General features: G+C 39.9%; 13 protein-coding genes. 9 read left to right on the top strand and 4 right to left on the bottom strand.

Going from position 1 to position 19394, the window contains the following annotated elements; all coding sequences use genetic code 11:
• Positions 1-184: 184 nt before the first annotated feature.
• Positions 185-3103 carry a M16 family metallopeptidase gene (locus DWZ47_RS05635; RefSeq protein WP_199488144.1) on the bottom strand — a complete coding sequence of 973 codons (2919 nt, stop codon included), beginning with the start codon at positions 3101-3103 and terminating at the stop codon, positions 185-187.
• 99 nt (positions 3104-3202) lie between these two features.
• Between DWZ47_RS05635 and prfB the strand changes: the two genes are divergently transcribed.
• The 5 genes from prfB to DWZ47_RS05655 all read left to right on the top strand — a co-directional run bounded on the left by prfB (position 3203) and on the right by DWZ47_RS05655 (position 7763).
• Positions 3203-4319 (top strand): peptide chain release factor 2 gene (prfB, locus tag DWZ47_RS05640; protein ID WP_143256892.1). Its coding sequence is split into 2 segments (ribosomal slippage): positions 3203-3265 and positions 3267-4319, totalling 1116 coding nucleotides; the frame shifts between segments, so codons are not numbered across the junction.
• Between the two features lie 84 nt (positions 4320-4403).
• Entirely contained in the window at positions 4404-4538 is a 135-nt protein-coding gene (locus tag DWZ47_RS31255) for a hypothetical protein (protein WP_004299554.1), read from the top strand.
• Positions 4539-4773: 235 nt separating this feature from the next.
• A complete protein-coding gene (locus tag DWZ47_RS05645; protein ID WP_044919045.1) occupies positions 4774-5826 on the top strand; it encodes a porin in 1053 nt (350 codons plus the stop codon).
• A gap of 118 nt (positions 5827-5944) precedes the next feature.
• Positions 5945-6412: a CYTH domain-containing protein gene (locus DWZ47_RS05650; protein WP_004305204.1), complete on the top strand. Its 468-nt coding sequence runs from the start codon at positions 5945-5947 to the stop codon at positions 6410-6412.
• A 58-nt stretch (positions 6413-6470) separates the two neighbouring features.
• Positions 6471-7763, top strand: coding sequence for an MgtC/SapB family protein (locus DWZ47_RS05655; protein WP_117512575.1), 1293 nt, complete (start codon positions 6471-6473; stop codon positions 7761-7763).
• A gap of 218 nt (positions 7764-7981) precedes the next feature.
• On the opposite strand, the gene DWZ47_RS05660 is transcribed toward DWZ47_RS05655, so the two are convergent.
• Together DWZ47_RS05660 and DWZ47_RS05665 are read right to left on the bottom strand one after the other, a co-directional pair.
• Positions 7982-9139 carry a DNA/RNA non-specific endonuclease gene (locus DWZ47_RS05660; RefSeq protein ID WP_008642847.1) on the bottom strand — a complete coding sequence of 386 codons (1158 nt, stop codon included), beginning with the start codon at positions 9137-9139 and terminating at the stop codon, positions 7982-7984.
• Positions 9136-10161: an endonuclease gene (locus DWZ47_RS05665; RefSeq protein ID WP_004305199.1), complete on the bottom strand. Its 1026-nt coding sequence runs from the start codon at positions 10159-10161 to the stop codon at positions 9136-9138. Before DWZ47_RS05665 ends, DWZ47_RS05660 begins: the two co-directional genes overlap by 4 nt.
• Positions 10162-10361: 200 nt before the next feature.
• On the opposite strand from DWZ47_RS05665, the gene DWZ47_RS05670 reads away from it, so the two are divergent.
• The 4 genes from DWZ47_RS05670 (at position 10362) to DWZ47_RS05685 (ending at position 16888) form a co-directional block, all read left to right on the top strand.
• Positions 10362-12890 (top strand): TonB-dependent receptor, encoded by a 2529-nt coding sequence (locus DWZ47_RS05670; protein ID WP_008024272.1) that lies wholly within the window; start codon positions 10362-10364, stop codon positions 12888-12890.
• A gap of 47 nt (positions 12891-12937) precedes the next feature.
• The gene (locus DWZ47_RS05675; protein ID WP_004305195.1) at positions 12938-13792 is read left to right on the top strand and encodes a DUF5689 domain-containing protein; all 855 of its coding nucleotides are present in this window, start codon (positions 12938-12940) and stop codon (positions 13790-13792) included.
• Between the two features lie 21 nt (positions 13793-13813).
• The gene (locus tag DWZ47_RS05680; protein WP_004305193.1) at positions 13814-15958 is read left to right on the top strand and encodes a choice-of-anchor J domain-containing protein; all 2145 of its coding nucleotides are present in this window, start codon (positions 13814-13816) and stop codon (positions 15956-15958) included.
• An 84-nt stretch (positions 15959-16042) separates the two neighbouring features.
• Positions 16043-16888, top strand: coding sequence for a DNA/RNA non-specific endonuclease (locus DWZ47_RS05685; RefSeq protein WP_004305190.1), 846 nt, complete (start codon positions 16043-16045; stop codon positions 16886-16888).
• 48 nt (positions 16889-16936) lie between these two features.
• On the opposite strand, the gene DWZ47_RS05690 is transcribed toward DWZ47_RS05685, so the two are convergent.
• Complete coding sequence (locus DWZ47_RS05690) at positions 16937-18490, bottom strand: ATP-binding protein (protein WP_004305188.1); 1554 nt, start codon at positions 18488-18490, stop codon at positions 16937-16939.
• Positions 18491-19394 lie beyond the last annotated feature (904 nt).

The raw sequence follows: 19394 nt of genomic DNA on the forward strand, positions 1-19394 counted from the left end.
TAAGCGGTTTATCGTTAAAAATGAAACGATAAACCGTAAATGATAAATCGGAAACAATAAAGAGTGTATTGGAGCTCTCTTTAAAAGTATTACCCCTGTTACAGTTCAATTTGTAACAGGGGTAAACTTTGTGTTTAGGGGGGCTTTGACACCTGCTAATTATTTATGACCGGCTCGTTTCTTTTTAGTATCCGAAAATCTGTTCTTGGGTCAATTCTTCAATAGGACCTACAGCTTTCAATTTATCCAGCTCCAAATCTTTCTTATCTCCCAGGATGCAATAAACATACGTACGTCCTTTTACCCATTGCTTTTGGAAATCGACAATATCTTTTAGCGACATGTTCTGTATGTCGTTGTAGAGCTTGATGCGCGGGTCTACGTTTTGCCCTAAATCTTGTGCATTGATATAACTCCAGATAATGTCATCTTTGATGATACGTTCGGTGCGCAGACGGTTGGTTAATCCGTCTTTAGCCAGTTTGAAAGCAGCTTCGGATTCCGGCATATTATTGATGATGTCATTAAATGTAGTGACGGCATCAATCATTTTGTCGTTTTGCGTGGCAATCTGTGTACGTAGTACATAGGGATACTTCAAGTAGCTCGGCGGCATTATGCTAGCCCAGGCGGAATAAGCCAATCCACGTGTTTCACGCATTTCCTGGAAGACGATAGAGTTCATGCCCCCTCCGAAGTATTCATCATATAATGCGCGGATAGGTTCAATGGCAGGATCATACTTCTTATCGAGATTGGATATCTGTGCCATGTATATTTGCTTGGCGTCATAAGGAGCTACTAGAACTTTAGTGACGGGAGTTTCGAGATAAGGATACTCGTTTCCGGCAGGAATATCCTTCAGGGCTGCCGGAACCTGATGATATTGGTTGATGGTAGCCAGTAAATCTTTGCTGCTGCTTGGGCCGTAGTATAAAATACGGTGCTTGTAGCTGTTCTGATTGTGAATCCGGTCTACCAGTTCCTGTGGATTCATATTTGTCAGTTCCGCCTCCGTCAGTAGATTGGTGGCAGGGGATTTGGGACCGTACATGGCAAAGCTCATCAAACGGGAGAAGTTCTGTCCCTGATTCAGTTTGGCGTCCGAACGGGCTTTCAGTATATCGCTGGTCATATTAGTATAGGCTTCCTTATTAACCTGCGCATCTGCCAGTAGCTTTTCGAATAATTGTACGGCAGCAGGCATATTCTCATTCAGTCCGGAAAGTACGACATACGTGCGTTCGTTACCCGGAGAAACATAGAAAGTACAAGCCAGGCGATAGAATTCACTTTTCAGTTCTTCCGGTGTCATGTCCGAAGTACCGAGATATTCGAGATAATCGAATGCTGTTCCAAAAGCTTTGTCATGGTTGTTTCCCATATCAAAGACATAAATCAATTGGAACAGGTCATTGGCTACATTCTGTTTGTAAAGAACCGGAATATCCGATTTTGCCTTTAATTGGCTCATATCCTTTTGATAATCGAGAAACACTGGTTCAATCGGTTTGACTGCGCTTTCCTGTACCTCCACAAGGAACGGACTGGCTACATCACGATTGGTTATGATAGGAGTAATCTCCGGTTTCGTCATCTTCTTTTCGTTCGGGTCTTTTCCTTGCTTTTTGTAGATAACGGCATAATTATCTTCTTTCAGGTATTTGTTGGCGAACGCTACGATGTCTTCTTTGGTCAGTTTGGCCATACGGTCGATGGCAGTAACTTCATTTTTCCAGTCTGTGCCGTTAATAAATGAGTTGACAAACATATCGGCACGTCCTTCGTTGCTTTCCATGTTTTGCAGTTCACCGAGTTTGAAATTGTTGATGTTCGCTTCCAGCATTTTCTCGTCGAACTCTCCGGCACGGAGCTTCTTGATTTCGCTGAGTAGCAAGTCTTTTACCTCTTCCAGTGTTTGTCCTTGTTTAGGAAGTCCTCCTAACAGCAATGCAGAGTAATCTGCCAGTCCCATCGGGTAACCGTAACTATTCAAGACCTTCTGTTGCTGGTTCAGGTCAAGGTCGATAAGTCCTGCCTTTCCATTGTACAATACTTGCGAAACGACTTGCAGGATTTCAAAGTCTTTGTCGGATACACCGGGGAATCTCCAAGCCAATGCAACGCTTTCGGCATCCGGACCTAACACCTCTTTTACAACAGGTTGCGTGATTGGCGCCTCTTTCGGAAGGTCCAGTTTCGGGAGTTCCGGATTGGGTTTCAATCCACCAAAATATTTATCGATTAATGCAATTGTTGCATCCGGGTCTAAATCGCCAGACATACAGATTGCCATATTGTTGGGCACATACCATTGTTTATAGTAGTTCTTGATATTCGTGATAGAAGGATTCTTTAGGTTCTCCTGTGTACCTAACACAGTCTGCGTTCCATAAGGATGCTTGGGAAAAAGAGAAGAAAAAATAGCTTCCTGCACTTTGCTGTTGTCACGGGTGAGTGACATATTTTTCTCTTCATATACAGCTTCCAATTCAGTATGGAAACCACGAATTACATTGTTTTCAAAACGATCTGCCTGAATCTTCGCCCAGTTGTCTATCTGGTTGGAAGGAATGTCTTCCTGATAGACCGTCTGGTCATACCAGGTATAAGCATTGCTGCCGGTAGATCCGATGGCTGCCATTAATTTGTCATATTCATTAGGGATAGCATACTTGGAAGCTTCGTAAGAAAGGCTGTCGATGGTGTGGTAGATCGCCTTACGTTCCGCTTCATCCGTAGTCTTACGATAAATTTCGAACTGTTGTTCGATTGCATCCAGCAGAGGTTTTTCGGTCGCGTAGTCTTTTGTGCCAAACTTGTCGGTGCCTTTAAACATGAGATGTTCGAAATAATGGGCAAGTCCCGTCGTTTCTGCCGGGTCATTCTTCCCGCCCACTCTTACTGCGATAAATGTTTGTATGCGCGGAGTTTCCTTGTTTACGGTGAGGTAAACCTTTAGTCCGTTGTCCAGTGTGTAAATGCGGGCTTTTAGCGGGTCATTGGGCACTGTTTCGTAGCTATACTTCTTTTGTGAGCTACAGCTGCAAATCACTAATGCCAGGAAGAGTGACAAGCAAGAAAGTTTCAATCGTTTGTTCATAATATGACAACATTTTAATAACAAAAACAAAGGTAGCAGAATTTTGCTTATCTTTGTCCCCGATATCTGAAATTTGTAAATAATAAATTTGTAAATCAAATGATTACTATTGAACAACTTAAAGACGTGAAAGAGCGCACTGATGCGCTGAGGAGGTATCTTTGACATCGACGGGAAGAAAATTCAAGTCGAAGAAGAGCAATTAAGAACACAAGCTCCGGGATTCTGGGATGACCAGAAGAGAGCCGAAGCTCAAATGAAACTGGTGAAAGACCTGCAAAAGTGGATTGAGGGTTACAACGAACTCAAAACGCTGGCAGACGAACTCGAACTGGCATTTGATTTCTATAAAGAAGAACTGGTGACTGAGGAAGATGTAGATGCTGCTTATGCAAAAGCCAGTGAGGCGGTAGAGGCACTCGAACTCAAAAATATGCTTCGTGATGAAGCCGACCAGATGGATTGTGTGCTGAAAATCAATTCAGGTGCCGGTGGTACGGAAAGTCAGGACTGGGCTTCCATGTTGATGCGTATGTATCTGCGTTATGCCGAGACGAATGGTTATAAAGCTACCATTGCCAACCTTCAGGAAGGGGATGAAGCCGGAATCAAGACCTGTACTATCAATATCGAAGGTGACTTTGCTTATGGTTATTTGAAAGGAGAGAACGGTGTGCACCGTTTGGTTCGTGTTTCTCCCTACAATGCGCAGGGTAAACGTATGACCTCTTTTGCTTCTGTGTTTGTTACTCCGTTGGTAGATGACAGTATTGAAGTTAATATTTTGCCTGCCAATATCTCTTGGGATACGTTCCGAAGCGGTGGTGCCGGTGGACAGAATGTGAATAAGGTGGAGTCCGGTGTCCGTTTGCGTTATCAGTATAAAGACCCTTATACCGGTGAGGAAGAAGAAATCCTGATCGAGAATACCGAAACCCGTGACCAACCGAAGAATCGTGAGAATGCAATGCGTCAGTTACGTTCTATCTTATATGATAAGGAATTGCAGCACCGTATGGCAGAACAGGCGAAGGTGGAAGCCGGTAAGAAGAAAATCGAATGGGGTTCACAAATCCGAAGCTACGTATTTGATGACCGTCGTGTGAAAGACCACCGTACCAACTATCAAACCTCGGATGTGAACGGCGTGATGGATGGCAAAATAGATGGTTTTATCAAAGCTTATTTGATGGAGTTTTCTTCACAAGAATCATAAAAAATAAAATTAGCAAGAATTATTTTTGGAAAGTTAATAGATTTGTACTTACTTTGTTAGCGTTGAACTTTAAAGCTAACTATTATGGGTAAGGTGAAGAAAAAAGTAGCAATTAGTAAGAAAGAAGAAGAACAAGCCCAGAAGGTTGTCAAAATAGTGTTCGTCTCATTAATTATTTTGGCATTGATTATGCTGATCGCATTTTCCTTTTTCGGCTGATAAGTTCGCCACAAATTATACGGTTAACCCAGATTGTTTGGTTATTGATAGGATAAATATCAAATCCGATCTGTGTTAATCTGCGTAATTTGTGGCGAACTCTTTGTTTTGTAATGCATTTGTGTTCTCTGTAATATAAATGTAACTTTTCTGTCATTTTCCCGTAGTTAATTTGTCATCTCCGTGTATCCTCACAGTTGTACTTTTGCCGTGAATTTAGTAGCAGACAACTGAAATGAGTAGAATCAGAACAACCGTCGTTATGCTTTTGCTGGCGACAATGGCCTTTGGACAGGCAAAAGAAGATGCAGGGGATGGTAAGATGCTGGATAAACAGACCATGGAGTTTAAGGATTATCTGCCGGAGATTCACGGAACAATCCGGGGAAAGTACGAATACCAGACAGAAACAAGTGAAAGCCGTTTTGAAGTACGTAATGCACGCTTCAGTGTTTCGGGAAATGTGCATCCGATAGTTGCTTATAAAGCGGAAATCGACCTTTCCGATGAAGGCTCTATCAAGATGCTTGATGCGTATGCACGTGTTTTTCCGGTGAAAGACCTGAATTTTACGATCGGTCAGATGCGCGTTCCTTTCACGATAGATGCTCACCGCTCACCACATCAGCAGTATTTTGCCAACCGTTCATTCATTGCCAAGCAAGTAGGAAATGTGCGTGATGTCGGTTTGACGGCTGGTTATACGAATAAAAAAGGTATCCCATTTATTCTTGAAGGGGGATTGTTTAACGGCTCCGGTCTGACAAATCAGAAAGAATGGCATAAAACGTTGAATTACTCCATAAAAGCGCAGTTATTGCCCAATAAGAACTGGAATCTGACACTTAGCACCCAAATGATAAAACCGGAAAATGTGCGGATTAATATGTACGATGCCGGTATCTATTATCAGAATGACCGTTTTCATATTGAGGCGGAATATTTATATAAAATGTACGGTCACGAAGCATTTAAAGATGTTCATGCAGTGAATAGTTTTATTAATTACGATTTACCATTAAAGAAAGTGTTCAATAAAATCTCTTTCCTGGCTCGCTATGATATGATGACCGATCATAGTGATGGCAAGATGGATGAAACGACAAAAGCTCTGATTATAAATGATTATGCCCGACATCGTGTGACAGGCGGAATCACACTAAGTCTTTCCAAAGCTTTCATTGCTGACCTCCGACTGAACTTCGAGAAATATTTCTATAAGAACTCCGGTGTTCCAAAAGAATCGGAACGGGACAAAATCGTGATTGAGTTTATGACGAGATTCTGAAATAAGTTGAGACTTGAAAATTGAGAATTAAGAATTGTAGTTTTCTGATACATGATGTGAGGTATCAAACTATCATTTTTTAATTCTCAATTTTCAATTTTTAATTTATCTTTGTGCCATGGCACAGGAAATAGAACGTAAATTTTTAGTTATCGGTGAATTCAAGTCTTCGGCTTTTGCGCAGAGTCATATTGTGCAGGGGTATATCAGTAGTGCTCGCGGGCGTACTGTCCGGGTTCGTATTCGGGATGAAAAAGGTTATCTGACAATAAAGGGAGCTTCTAATGCTTCCGGTACCAGTCGTTATGAATGGGAAAAGGAGCTGGCCTTATCAGAAGCAGAAGAATTGATGAGGCTTTGCGAACCGGGGATTATTGACAAGACCCGTTATTTGGTACGTAGTGGCAAACATGTATTTGAAGTCGACGAGTTTTATGGTGAGAATGAAGGACTTATTGTGGCAGAAGTAGAGTTGGAATCGGAAGATGAGGCTTTTGTAAAACCCGACTTTATTGGTGAGGAGGTAACGGGCGACATACGCTACTATAATTCACAGCTAATGAAAAAACCGTATAAAACGTGGTGAGCGTTAACAAATAAACCGTATATTTGTTCTTATATAAAAAAGAGAGCAGTGTATGGATATGGAACAGTTGTACAGCTATGTGCCGCGTGAATTGGTTACTTTTGTTTTAGTAACCTTGTTTTCTTTATTAATCGGACTTTCGCAACGTCGAATCAGTCTGAAGCGTGAGGGGGAAACTACTCTTTTCGGAACCGACCGCACCTTTACCTTTATTGGTATACTGGGTTACTTGCTTTATATCTTAGACCCTACGGATATGCGTCTGTTTATGGGAGGTGGAGCGGTATTGGGATTGCTGTTGGGATTAAACTATTATGTAAAGCAATCACAATTTCATGTTTTTGGTGTAACTACCATCATTATTGCCCTGATTACTTATTGTATGGCTCCTATCGTAGCTACCCAACCTTCCTGGTTTTATGTTATGGTAGTTGTGACTGTGCTCCTGCTGACAGAACTCAAACATACTTTTACAGAGTTTGCGCAACGGATGAAGAATGATGAAATGATTACGTTAGCCAAGTTCTTGGCTATCAGCGGTATCATATTACCGATGCTTCCGCATAAGAATCTGATTCCGGATATTAATCTTACTCCTTATTCTATCTGGTTGGCAACGGTAGTAGTATCCGGCATTTCCTATCTCTCTTATCTATTAAAGAGATATGTATTCCATGAATCCGGAACGTTAGTTTCCGGTATTATTGGTGGATTATACAGCAGTACGGCTACGATCTCGGTACTTGCCCGTAAAAGCCGGAAAGCCTCTGAACAGGAAGCTACTGATTATGTTGCTGCCATGTTGTTGGCTGTCAGCATGATGTTTCTGCGATTTATGATACTGATACTTATTTTCAGTAGAGAAATCTTCCTGTCTATTTATCCGTATCTGTTGACTATGGCGGTGGTGGCGGCTATTGTTGCTTGGTTTATCCATTCCCGACAAAAACGACCGGAAGACCAGCCTGCTGAAACAGAAGAGGATGATAGTAGCAACCCGTTGGAATTTAAAGTTGCTTTGATTTTTGCCGTACTCTTTGTGATATTTACTTTCTTAACTCACTATACGTTAGTGTATGCGGGCACAGGCGGATTAAATCTCTTGTCTTTTGTTTCCGGTTTTAGTGATATAACTCCTTTCATCTTAAACTTGTTGCAAAATACAGGTAGTGTGGTTGCATTGATAATTACTGCTTGTAGTATGCAGGCTATCATTAGTAATATAATGGTAAATATGTTCTATGCTCTATTCTTTGCAGGAAAGGGGAGTAAACTTCGTCCTTGGATTTTGGGAGGATTCGGTGTGGTAATTACTTGTAATCTCGTTTTGTTGCTGTTCTTTTATATTTAAGAAAAGCGAGCAATTGATCGTTTTTCATTAATCCAATTCAAGTAATTTACTATTTTGTCGAATATAATCGATAAAATAGAGGTGTTTTTATCGACTATACTCGATAAAGTGAAATGGATAAAAAATGAAGAGTAAATTTCATTAAAAAGGAAACTTACTCTTCATTTAAATTCAAAGTGAGATATTTGTTGAATATCTTTAAGTAGTGGTATGACTTGTTACCATTTCCAGTTGTCTTTACTCTTTTCTACCTCTTTTTCTATGTCTGAAGGAAGATTAGGGAAAAAATCAATATCCGTATTAGCTTCTAACTCGTCTATAGTAACCTCATATTTAGAAAAGGGTTCTTTACTATTATAAGATTTATGCTCAAACCAATACCCTATGGCAGAATATTTTCCATCTTTAAGGGATAACAGTGCCATAAAATAGTATTTGGGAACGGCTATATTATGAGAGCCATCAGATATATATTTTAGTATCTGGTCATCCCTAATTGTTCCCCCTTTTACTACATATAATGTATCTTTTGAATTAGTAATGCTATAGCCTTTACTTTGAACTTGTCTTTCTAAATTTAGCCAAATACCTCCGTTGAATCCATCTTGAATTTGTGGACTCATATTTGACATGTAGAATGTTTTTTTGTTGGCTGCTACTGAATATTGTCTGTCTTCGGAAGCTATTAAATGTCCTCTACTGTAGTTAGAACCAGAAAAAGCTTTTTCTCCAAGTCTGTATGCTGGAGGTAATGAAAGATCTTCTGTAAAGTTCTCATTTCTTCCTGCATCTTGGTCAGAAGTGGCGGTGCTAAAAGTGCATGCGACCCAACGAGAATGCATTTTGTTACAATCATACTCATAGCTATAAGTAATAATCTCTTTGTTATTCTCTTTAGTAGTGTGTGTGATGAACTTATACATATCTCCAGAACGCAAAGCTGGAATTTCAATCCTCCCTGCATATCCTGAAGGCTTTTCCGGGTCTGGATCTGGATCAGGATTAGAACCATTGCCTGCTAATTGTTTGAGTGTAAACTCTGCTTTTTCTTTCCCTGCTATGATTGTAATAATGACACTTCGTTCAGCTCCGGTATTTGCTTTCATATATCCACTGATAGAGCCATTTCCATTGCCGGATGTTCTACTCAATGTACACCAAGTCTCACTACTTGAAGCCTGCCATGTGCCATCAGCTTTTACACGAATGATAAATCCGCCTCCATTTGCATTGATTTGCGTTTGGTCAATAGAGGCAATTCCTTGATTGGTATTGCCCGGATTGTCCGGAAGTTCTGGAGAATCCTGTTCACTACATGAGATTACAGTGCTACAAGTTATGAACAGGATGAATAGTTTAAATAATGCTTTTGTCATTTCACTTCTTTAATTAGATAAATAATAGTAGGCAAGTGATCGCTATACCCATTTAGCCATACACCACCTGCTTGCGTCCGTTTAGGATAACCTTTGTATTTCCCTTCTTTTTGGAACATAAAATCACGGCGGAAGATTTCATGTTTATAGAATTTCAGTGTACTGCGATCAGTGCCCAATAAATTCCCGGTGAATACGATTTGATCGAACAAATTCCATTTGCCTTTGTACATCAGAGTTCCGTATCCTTTTTTCAAAGTATCCCACCAAGGATTGTACAAATCTGTAGGTCCTACATCAGCAGGCTTACGTTTAGCTCCAAGTGCTACGGCCATACTTTTATCCATCGGGTCGTCATTCATATCCCCCATGATAACAATTTTGGCTGCGGAGTCTTCCCTTAACAGTGAGTCTTTGATCGCTCTAACCTGCTCCCCTGCGCGTTCACGCGCCGGAGAAGCAGCTGCTCTCGAAGGCCAGTGATTGACGATAAAGTGCATTTTCTCACCTGCGATATTACCGCTGGCAATCAGGAAACCACGTGTCTTATGCACCGTATCATTGATATATACATAAGGTACGAGTTTACTATTTGTCAGTTCAAACAATTTGGGATTATAGAAGAAAGCACAGTCCACACCACGTTGGTCTGCTCCTTCGTAGTGAACATATTGGTACCCTCTGTCCGCTAAAGCAGGTTGTTTCAGTATGTCCTCCAATACTCTGTAATTTTCGATTTCAGAAACGCCGATAATGGCGGGACCCATTGGTAACTTGTCGGTACTTAACATACTTAATATTTCCGACATGTTTTTCAGCTTAGCCTTATACTTCATCGTATTCCACTGATTAGTACCGTTAGGAAGATACTCGTAGTCATTCTTACCTTCATCATGAATGGTGTCAAACAAATTCTCCATATTGTAGAACGCTACACTGTAGAGGGCAAATTTCTTTTCTTGTCCGTAGGCCATGAGGACAAAAAGAGCGAGTACACCTAAAGTCATTAAGCTTTTTTTCATCTTTAAAATTGATTTTAAAAGTGGGTAATTTGTCATTTGTATGACAAATATCTAAAAAGAAAACGGAAAAACCACCCTTGCTAGTTACTTTTTTTGCAAAAAACATTGTTATATATAAAATTCTTTGTTATTTTGCGTAACAACATATTTCTTTTATGTTGCAAAATGAAAGACCAATTAACATTAATATAAATTAAATTATGAAACAACGACTAGGGTTAGCGATCGTGCTATTTTGCTTAATGCCAGCACTTTTTGCGCAGCAAAAGGCAAAGCAAAACGCCCGTGAGGACAATGCTTCTTTCATGTTTACAGAATCACAATTGAATGAGGATGATGATGCAGCACAGAGCACATCTGCATTGGTCACTTCTAACAATGATGTTTATCTGTCAAATGTAGGTTATCTGTTTAGCCCAATGAGATTTCGTGTAAGGGGATATGATTCCCAGTACAGTGACATGTATATCAATGGGGTACAGTTTAATGATGCAGAAACAGGACGTTTCAGCTACGGATTAATAGGAGGATTGAACGATGCTACCCGTAATAAGGAAGGGATCGGTCCTTTTGAATTTAACAACTTTACTTTTGGCGCGATAGGAGGTGCCACCAATATCAATTTACGTGCCAGCCAATATGCGGCCGGCTCAAAACTAACACTGTCAGGTAGTAACCGCAACTACATTTTGCGTGGAATGTATACTTATTCTACAGGTCTGATGAACAATGGTTGGGCATTTACCGGATCATTGGGTTATCGCTGGGGTAATGAGGGAAATATTGAAGGAATCAAATATAATTCTTTTTCTTACTTTCTCGGTGCGGAGAAAGTATTCAACGAACGCCATAGTCTCTCTTTGGCAACTTGGGGAACACCGACAGAGAGAGGACAGCAAATGGCGGCAACCGAAGAAGCTTATTATTTAGCGAACAGTCATTATTATAATCCGAACTGGGGATATCAGAATGGAGAAAAACGAAATGCACGTATTGTACGTCAGTTCGAACCATCGGCTATTGCTTCATGGAATTTCACCATTGATGATAATAAGAAGTTAGTGACAAGTGCCGGATTCAAATATTCCAACTATGGGAAAAGTGCTCTAGGCTGGAATGGTAATGCGGCCGATCCACGCCCGGATTATTATAAAAAGTTGCCTAGCTCAATCTTTGATGTATGGGAATCTGTTCCTACTGCCGATGAATTGCAGCAGTTTAATGAAGTTACAGATAATTGGAAAAATAATAAAGCTTATCGTCAGTTAGATTGGGATGCTCTTTATTTTGCCAATAAACAGGCGAATGCATTAGGTAAAGAGACACTTTATTATGTAGAAGAACGTCATGATGATCAGTTGGCTTTCAACCTTAGTTCGGTATTCAATCATCAATGGAATGAACACAACAGCTACATTGCGGGAGTTGCCGTGAATACAACCAAAGGTATGCATTATAAAAAAATGAAGGATTTGCTGGGCGGACAGCTTTATACTGACGTCGACAAATTTGCAGTGCGCGATCATGGAGCTAGTTCCAGTATGGTGCAAAATGATCTTGATAATCCTAACCGCCGTATTGGTGAAGGTGATAAATTTGGTTATGATTATAACATCTATGTGAATAAGCAGAGTGCATGGGTGCGTTATCAGGGTAACAATGGCGGGTCATTAAACTATTTTGCTTCCGGTAAGATAGGATCTACACAGATGTTCCGCGATGGATTGATGAGAAACGGACGTGCTCCGTTGAAATCACTTGGTAGCAGCGGTACGGCTAAATTCCTTGAAGGAGGTATAAAAGCCGGTTTGAATTGGGCTATCAATGGTAACCATTCTTTCACGTTGAATGCCGGATATGAAGAACGTGCACCGTTGGCCTATAACTCTTTTATTGCTCCACGTATTAAGAATGACTTTGTGAGAGACTTGAAAACAGAGCGTATCATTGGTGGTGATTTGACTTATAACTTCAACACTCCATGGGTGATGGGACGTTTGACTGGTTATTACACTCGCTTCCAGAATCAGGTAGAAATGGATGCTTTTTATAATGATAGCGAAGCACGTTTCACTTATCTTTCTATGAATGGCATTGAAAAGGAACATTGGGGAATAGAAGCAGCGGCTACCTTTAAGTTGACAAGTGAACTTTCATTGACGGCTATCGGTACTTGGAGTGAAGCTAAATACACCAATAATCCGGATGCTGTATTGACATATGAAAGTGAGAATGAGTCAAACCTCGATCGTGTTTATGCTAAAGGTATGCGTGCTAATGGTACTCCGCTTTCTGCTTATAGCCTTGCTTTGGATTATAACGTAAAAGGTTGGTTCTTCAATTTGACCGGAAACTATTATGATCGTGTATATATCGATTTCTCAAGCTATCGTCGTCTTGGCAGCGTATTGGATAAAAATGGTGCCGGCGTAGATGCTAATGGAAATCCGGTTCTCCATGTACCAGGTCAGGAGAAACTGGATGGTGGATTTATGTTGGATGCTTCCATCGGAAAATACATTCGTTTACGTAATGGAAAGAGCATTAGCCTTAATTTGAGTTTGACTAATATCTTGAACAATACAGATTTGCGTACAGGCGGTTTCGAACAAAACCGTGATGATAATTACAAAGACGGTGACGCACGTGTTTACAAGTTTTCTAAGAACTCTAAGTATTTCTACGCATTCCCGTTCAACGCTTTCTTGAACATTGGTTATAGATTTTAAGAATGTGTAGTTATCAATCCAAAACAATAAGAAAGGAAGAAACAATTATGAAGAAATTACTATCTATATTATGTACCGGATTGCTGCTATGTGGCGCAGGTCTCACTTCCTGTGAGAACTATGATGATCCGGTGACGGGAAATGCTTATGGCAATAATTCAATCCCGGAAGGACGCACCATTTCAATAGCTGCGCTGAAAGAGAAATACAATGATTTCATCGATACGAGTACTGATACGTATACTACTATTGAGGATGAAACACGTATTGAAGGTGTAATAATTGGAGATGATGAAAGTGGGAACATCTACAAACAGCTTGTCGTTGGTGATGAAACAGGTGCTATTATTGTAGGAGTTAATAATTCCGGATTATATGCCTTTTGTCCGGTAGGTCAAAAAGTCGTAATTGACTGTAAGGGATTGCAAATCGGTAGTTACCGTAAGCTTGCACAAATCGGTTCAATTTATGAAGGTAAAGTGGGACGTATGCCCGAATATGTATGGAAACAGCATGTACGTTTGATTAATGAACCGAAGTTGTTTTATGATGAATTAAGACCTTTAGAAATCTCTACGGCTGCAGAATTGACCGCTGTGGATATGAAGCAGGCGCCATTGCTTGTTACATTAAAAAATGTAAGTTTTCCGGATGCAAATGGTACTACAACTTATGCAGCAGAGGAAGATGTAGCCAATCCAAATCTTTCTTTTGTAGAACGCAATATCAACTATGCTGATGGTACTAAGTCTGCGGCTGTGGCACATACCAGTATCTATGCTAACTTCTCAAAAGATGTTCTTCCGCAAGGTACTTTAAATGTGACAGGTATACTGACCCGATATAACAATGCTTGGCAATTGATTATTCGTACTGGCAGTGATGTAAAACGCAATAAATAATTCAAATAACAATATACAATTATGAAAAAGATTCTAAATGCTTTATTCTTGACACTGCTTGCAGTGTTCACATTTAGTTCATGTAGTGATGTACCGGCTCCTTATGATATATTGGGAGAGGGTGATGTTCCGGGGCTGACGGGTGATGGTTCTAAAGATAATCCATATACTGTATCAGATTTAAAGGCTAAGGCCGATGGTACTACTGTAGCTTGGGTACAAGCATATATTGTAGCAGGTATTAAGTCTTCTACCGATATGTCCATAAGTTCTGAAAATGATGTTGTTTTTGGAACACAACCCACAGGTGTGAAAGCTACTGCATTTCTGATTGCAGATGACCGTGGAGAAAGCGATTATAAGAATTGTTCAGCGGTTAATTTAAGTGGTAAAACTGCTGGCTGCTCTGAAGTTAAGGCAGCTTTAAATTTGGTTGATAATGCAACAACTCCTCTTCCTCGTTTAGTGACTTTGAAAGGAACCTTAGTGAAAAATACATGGGGATTACCGGGATTGAAAGAAGTTACAACTGCGATATTGGAAGATGGCACTATTATTGGTGAAGGGGGAGATGAGCCTACGCCTCCGGTTGGCGGAGTTACATTCTTTGAAGAATCATTTGCTTCAGATAAAGGTACATTTACTATTGAAGATAAAACACGTCCTACTAAAGTAAGCGAAATCTGGAAATGGGAGTCTTATACACCGGAGACTGGCGGAACTGCCAGCAAATATATGAAAGCTAGTGCTTATATCTCTGCAACAGAAAAAGAAGCATCAGAAAGCTGGTTGATATCTCCTGTTGTAAATCTGACAAAAGCGACCAAAGCTTCATTGACATTTGAACATGCTCATAAATTCTGTGGTGATCCTGCAAAAGAGTTGACTATATGGGTGAAGGAAAGTACTGCTTCTGATTGGACTCAAGCTACTATACCAACTTATGGAACTAATCAGGATTGGAAATTTGTTTCTTCTGGTAATATTGACCTTGCTAGCTATGTTGGTAAAAATATTCAATTTGCTTTCAAATATATAAGTACTACTTCTAATGTAGGTACATGGGAAGTGAAGAATGTGAAGATTGTTGGAGAAGGTGAAGGTGGTGAAACTCCTGAACCTCCTGTTGAGGGAACTGAAATATTTACAGAAAAGTTTGGTGCTAAGATTATAGGAAAAGATGAAGAAAGACCAGCTATAAGTGCTTATCAGGGTTGGGATAATTCGAATTTGACTTTTGCAGCAACGAGTGGAGATATACGTGCTATTGCTCATAAGACTCCTGAAGTTTCTTCAGATGCACCTATGGTGAATCATGCTTGGTTTCCTAAAAATAGTGAGGTGAATTTCTCAATTTCTAATATAAAAGCTTCTGGTTATAGTAAGTTCATTGTTGCTTATGAAGTAGCGTCTAATGTGTATAATGCAGGTGAAACTGCAGATTTGAGTGCTATCAAAGTTGTTTTGAATGACAAGGAAGTAGTGGCAGCAAGTAAGGTTGTGAGCGCAGCAAATAAAGAAGCTAATATTTTCTATTCTATGCAAGTGGAAGTGGAGGTTGCAGGTACTGATGCTTCTACGTTAAAGTTTGTTGCTGATGTAGCTGATAACACTGTAGGTTTCCGTCTTTATAACATTAGATTATATGGTGTGGAAGGAGGTACTGCCCCGGAACCATCAGGTGAATTATTGAAGAATGGTAGTTTTGAAGTTTGGAATGATACTAAGCCAGAAGGTTGGGGGAGAGAATCTGCAACTAATGCTACCTATAGTAAATATACAGAAAGCGCGCAAGATGGTACGATGTCGGTGTTAATATCTAATACCTCAACGAGTAATAAACGTTTAGGTAGTGATGATATAAAATTAAGTGTTGGAAATTACACACTTTCTGTATATGCAAAGAATGCTGTAGCAGGTGCTACTGCTAATATGAAAGTTGGTTATGTGCTAATAAAGGAAGACGGTACGGTGGATAGTGGCAAATATAATTATGTTAGTGGAACGACTGCAATTGCTTTAACTGATGAATGGACTAAATATGAATATTCAATTGAGTTGGAAGCAGAGCAAACTGTTTCTATTGTATTTATGAGTTCGGGTAGTAAGTCTGTTGCGGCTAAAGATATGTTGATTGATAATGCATCTTTGGTTGTAAAAAAATAATTGGTATTCCTCAAAAATAGAATCTAAAACTGGCTCAAATAATGTTTGGGTCAGTTTTAGTTCTTTTTTAATATTTGATATTGTATGAGATATAATACTTTGCTTTGGCTGGGCTTATTATGTATAAGCTTTTGCGCTTGTGATAAAGATGAAAATAACAACTCCAATAATTTCGCCACCGGCATCGTAGAACTCCCAGCCTTACGCAATGGTGCAAACGATGTGTTTGTAACACACTACACCACATTCAATGGGCAGAAAGTAACTTCTTTCAGTATGGAATACGATAAGAGTAAGAAACATTCCCGTTGGATTGCCTTTCGATTTGACAATCAAACAAAGCAACAAAATGTATCACGTAGTGATGAGCCTTTTGATGCAGATCCTGCTATCGGTTCACAATACCAACGTGTGCAAGCAGATTTTGGGAAACAAGGTTATGATAGAGGGCATCTTTGTGCTTCTGCCGACAGACTTTATTCGCGTGAGGTAAATGAACAGACTTTTTATTACACTAATATGAGTCCTCAACGAAATAAATTTAATACAGGTATTTGGTTGACTTTGGAGGGACAGGTGCAATCATGGGGACGTAGCTGCACATCTTCAGATACCTTATATGTGGTAAAAGGAGGAACGATTGATAAGGAAGATCAGATCAGAGGATATATTAGTAACGACCGTAGCAAGCCCATTCCTAGATATTATTATATGGCTTTGTTGTTTAAAAAAGGAGATTCATTCAAAGCGATCGCTTTTTGGATGGAGCATACCGACTCTCCGAAATCAACAAAGTTAGTTGACTATGCATTATCAATAGACGAACTGGAGGAAAAGACAGGAATCGATTTCTTCCCGAGTCTGAATGATAATTTAGAAAATGCGCTTGAGGCTACGTATTCAACAAAAGCGTGGCCGGGATTGGAATAAGATCACCACGTTAATAATAACAGACTCTTTGTCAAGGCGGGGTATACTTCAGGATTCTACTACCCATTTTTCGATATTACGGGTTTTCTCACTGAAGTTAATCCCTATCTTGAATAGTTTCCGTCCATCCGCTTCGAAAGGTAGCGCATAGCGTTTGTCATTAATTTGCTGCAAAGCCTCTTCTGCTGTTCCGTTTAGCTTGAATTCCATTATATAAATGAACTTCTCTGTCTGTAGCACGAGATCTATACGCCCGTCATTAGTGTGGTATTCCACCTTGGTATAGAAGCCAACCAGCTTGAAAACGATGAAAAGTACGTTCTCATAATGTAGTTCCTGCTCCCGGATTACTTCGTAAGTCGTATCGGCAAAGAAACTCTGCAGGCGGTGGAAGAAAGAATCATAATCTCCCGTTTCTACTTCACGGACGAATTTTTGAACTTCAAATGGGGATTCCACCTTATTCACATTCGCGTAAAAAGGAAGCAGAAAGCGAATGAATCCTTCTTCTACTTCACGGTTGGGGAAACCTAAACGGTATATGCCAAAACGTTCGTCATATCCTTTAATGGTGAGGTATCCGCTTTGGTAAATCACTGGAATCGGGTTGGTTGATTCGGAGTCGATGCTATTCAGTACTTGTGCATCAGTTTCTTCGTGTGCCATCCGTTCCAGATCATAATGATGCTTTTTTAGTAACTTAACCAGATAGGTAGGTGTCCCCGTCTCAAACCAATAACTGCCGAATTCTTTATATTTGAAAGCGTTGAGCAGACTAAACGGATTATATATACCGATAGAATTATGTGTAAAATGATAGCCATCATAATATTCTTTTAGTTTTGTACAGAGCTTGTCATACGACAAACCTTGCGTCTCTGCAAACTCATGAAGTTCGATATCTAAGTTTTCATGAAGCTCCTGATCGCTGACACCGCAGATTTCAACATAATCTTTTCGCATTGAGATGTCATCCAAATTATTCAAGTCGCTAAACACACTGACTTTGCCAAACTTTGTAACGCCGGTCAAGAACGCAAACTTTATATAGCCATCCATTGTTTTGAGTGCCCCATAGAAAGGTTTTAAAGTGTCCCGGAATTGTTTTTGCAATTTTTCGTTGCCGATGGCTTGCAACATGGGCTTATCATATTCATCTACCAAAATAACTACGCGCTGTCCTGCCTGCTTGCAGGCGCGTTCTATGATACCGGCAAAACGCAGGGAAAATGAGCGTTCGGATGGCTCGGCACCATAGAGCTTTTCCCATGCAGTCAACGATTTTTCGAGTATATTATCCAGACTTTCCGGCGTATCATATTTTTCGATATTAAGGTCCAGATGTAGTATCGGATATTTAATCCAATCCTTTTCCAACCTTTCTACAGCCAGTCCTGTAAACAGTTCTTTTTTTCCTTGAAAATAGGCTTCAAGAGTAGAGATGAGCAGACTCTTTCCGAAGCGGCGCGGGCGGCTTAAGAAATAGTAACTACCGGTTTTTACCATTTGATACATCAATGCCGTTTTATCAATATATAAATAGCCGTCATTACGAATCTTTTCGAAATTCTGTATGCCAATGGGATAAATTTTAGTGCTCATATACTCCGGTTTTATAAATCAATTACACAAAGGTAATAAATTTCCGGGTACTTCATTGCTTTTAAAAAGAGGAAAGTATAAGTATAGTTGCTTTTAACTGAATGAAGTGTAGAAAACAGTCATACTGTATACATTAACTTCCCGTTTCCAGGCGGGGAACTGTCGTTTCCGGCATTAGAAATTACAATTTCCACGGTAGGAAACGAGAGTTTCTAAGGCGGGACACTACAGTTTCTACGTAAGGATACTGTCGTTTCCCCGTAGAGACACCACCATTTCTCCATAGAGTCACCCCAATTATCCCATAGCTTTGCATCAAGGAATCAAGGCTTTTTCTTTGATTATATAACGTGTTGCAGATACTTTATCTGCAACCTATCTGCCGCAGGTATCTGCAACGTTCCAACTGTTTGTCAACTAGTGTATTACACGCGTTTGGTTGCAGGTGCAGATGTTTTTATGTTTTTTCAACTTTATAGAGGAAGGATTACGCATCAAAATTAGGGTCACAACCGTAAGTCATAAACCCAATTCACCTCTGTGTCCTCCGTGTCCTCTGTGGTGAAAAGAATCAAAACTGCATAGAAACGAGTTAAACGGTGCGCTAATGAATAGGTCCAGGGTGAGGGGTGGTGAGGGTAGATTTATAACTTTCGTATTTTTTTTTGAGGATAAAAAAGGAGATAGTATAGAAAATAATAAAATAAAAGGTTATAAATCTACCCTCACCACCCCTCACCCTGGACCCATTCATTAGCGCACCGTTTAACTCGTTTCTATGCACTAATGAGGTAAATACAGTTTTTTGAAACGCTATCCAATAGAATGATTATATTTGCATTTTGATATAAGAAACAAATTACAAACTATTAATCAGTAAACCATGAGATTCAGCAACGTAAGA

It is taken from the genome of Bacteroides sp. AF32-8BH (assembly GCF_003435205.1).
GTDB lineage: Bacteria > Bacteroidota > Bacteroidia > Bacteroidales > Bacteroidaceae > Bacteroides > Bacteroides ovatus.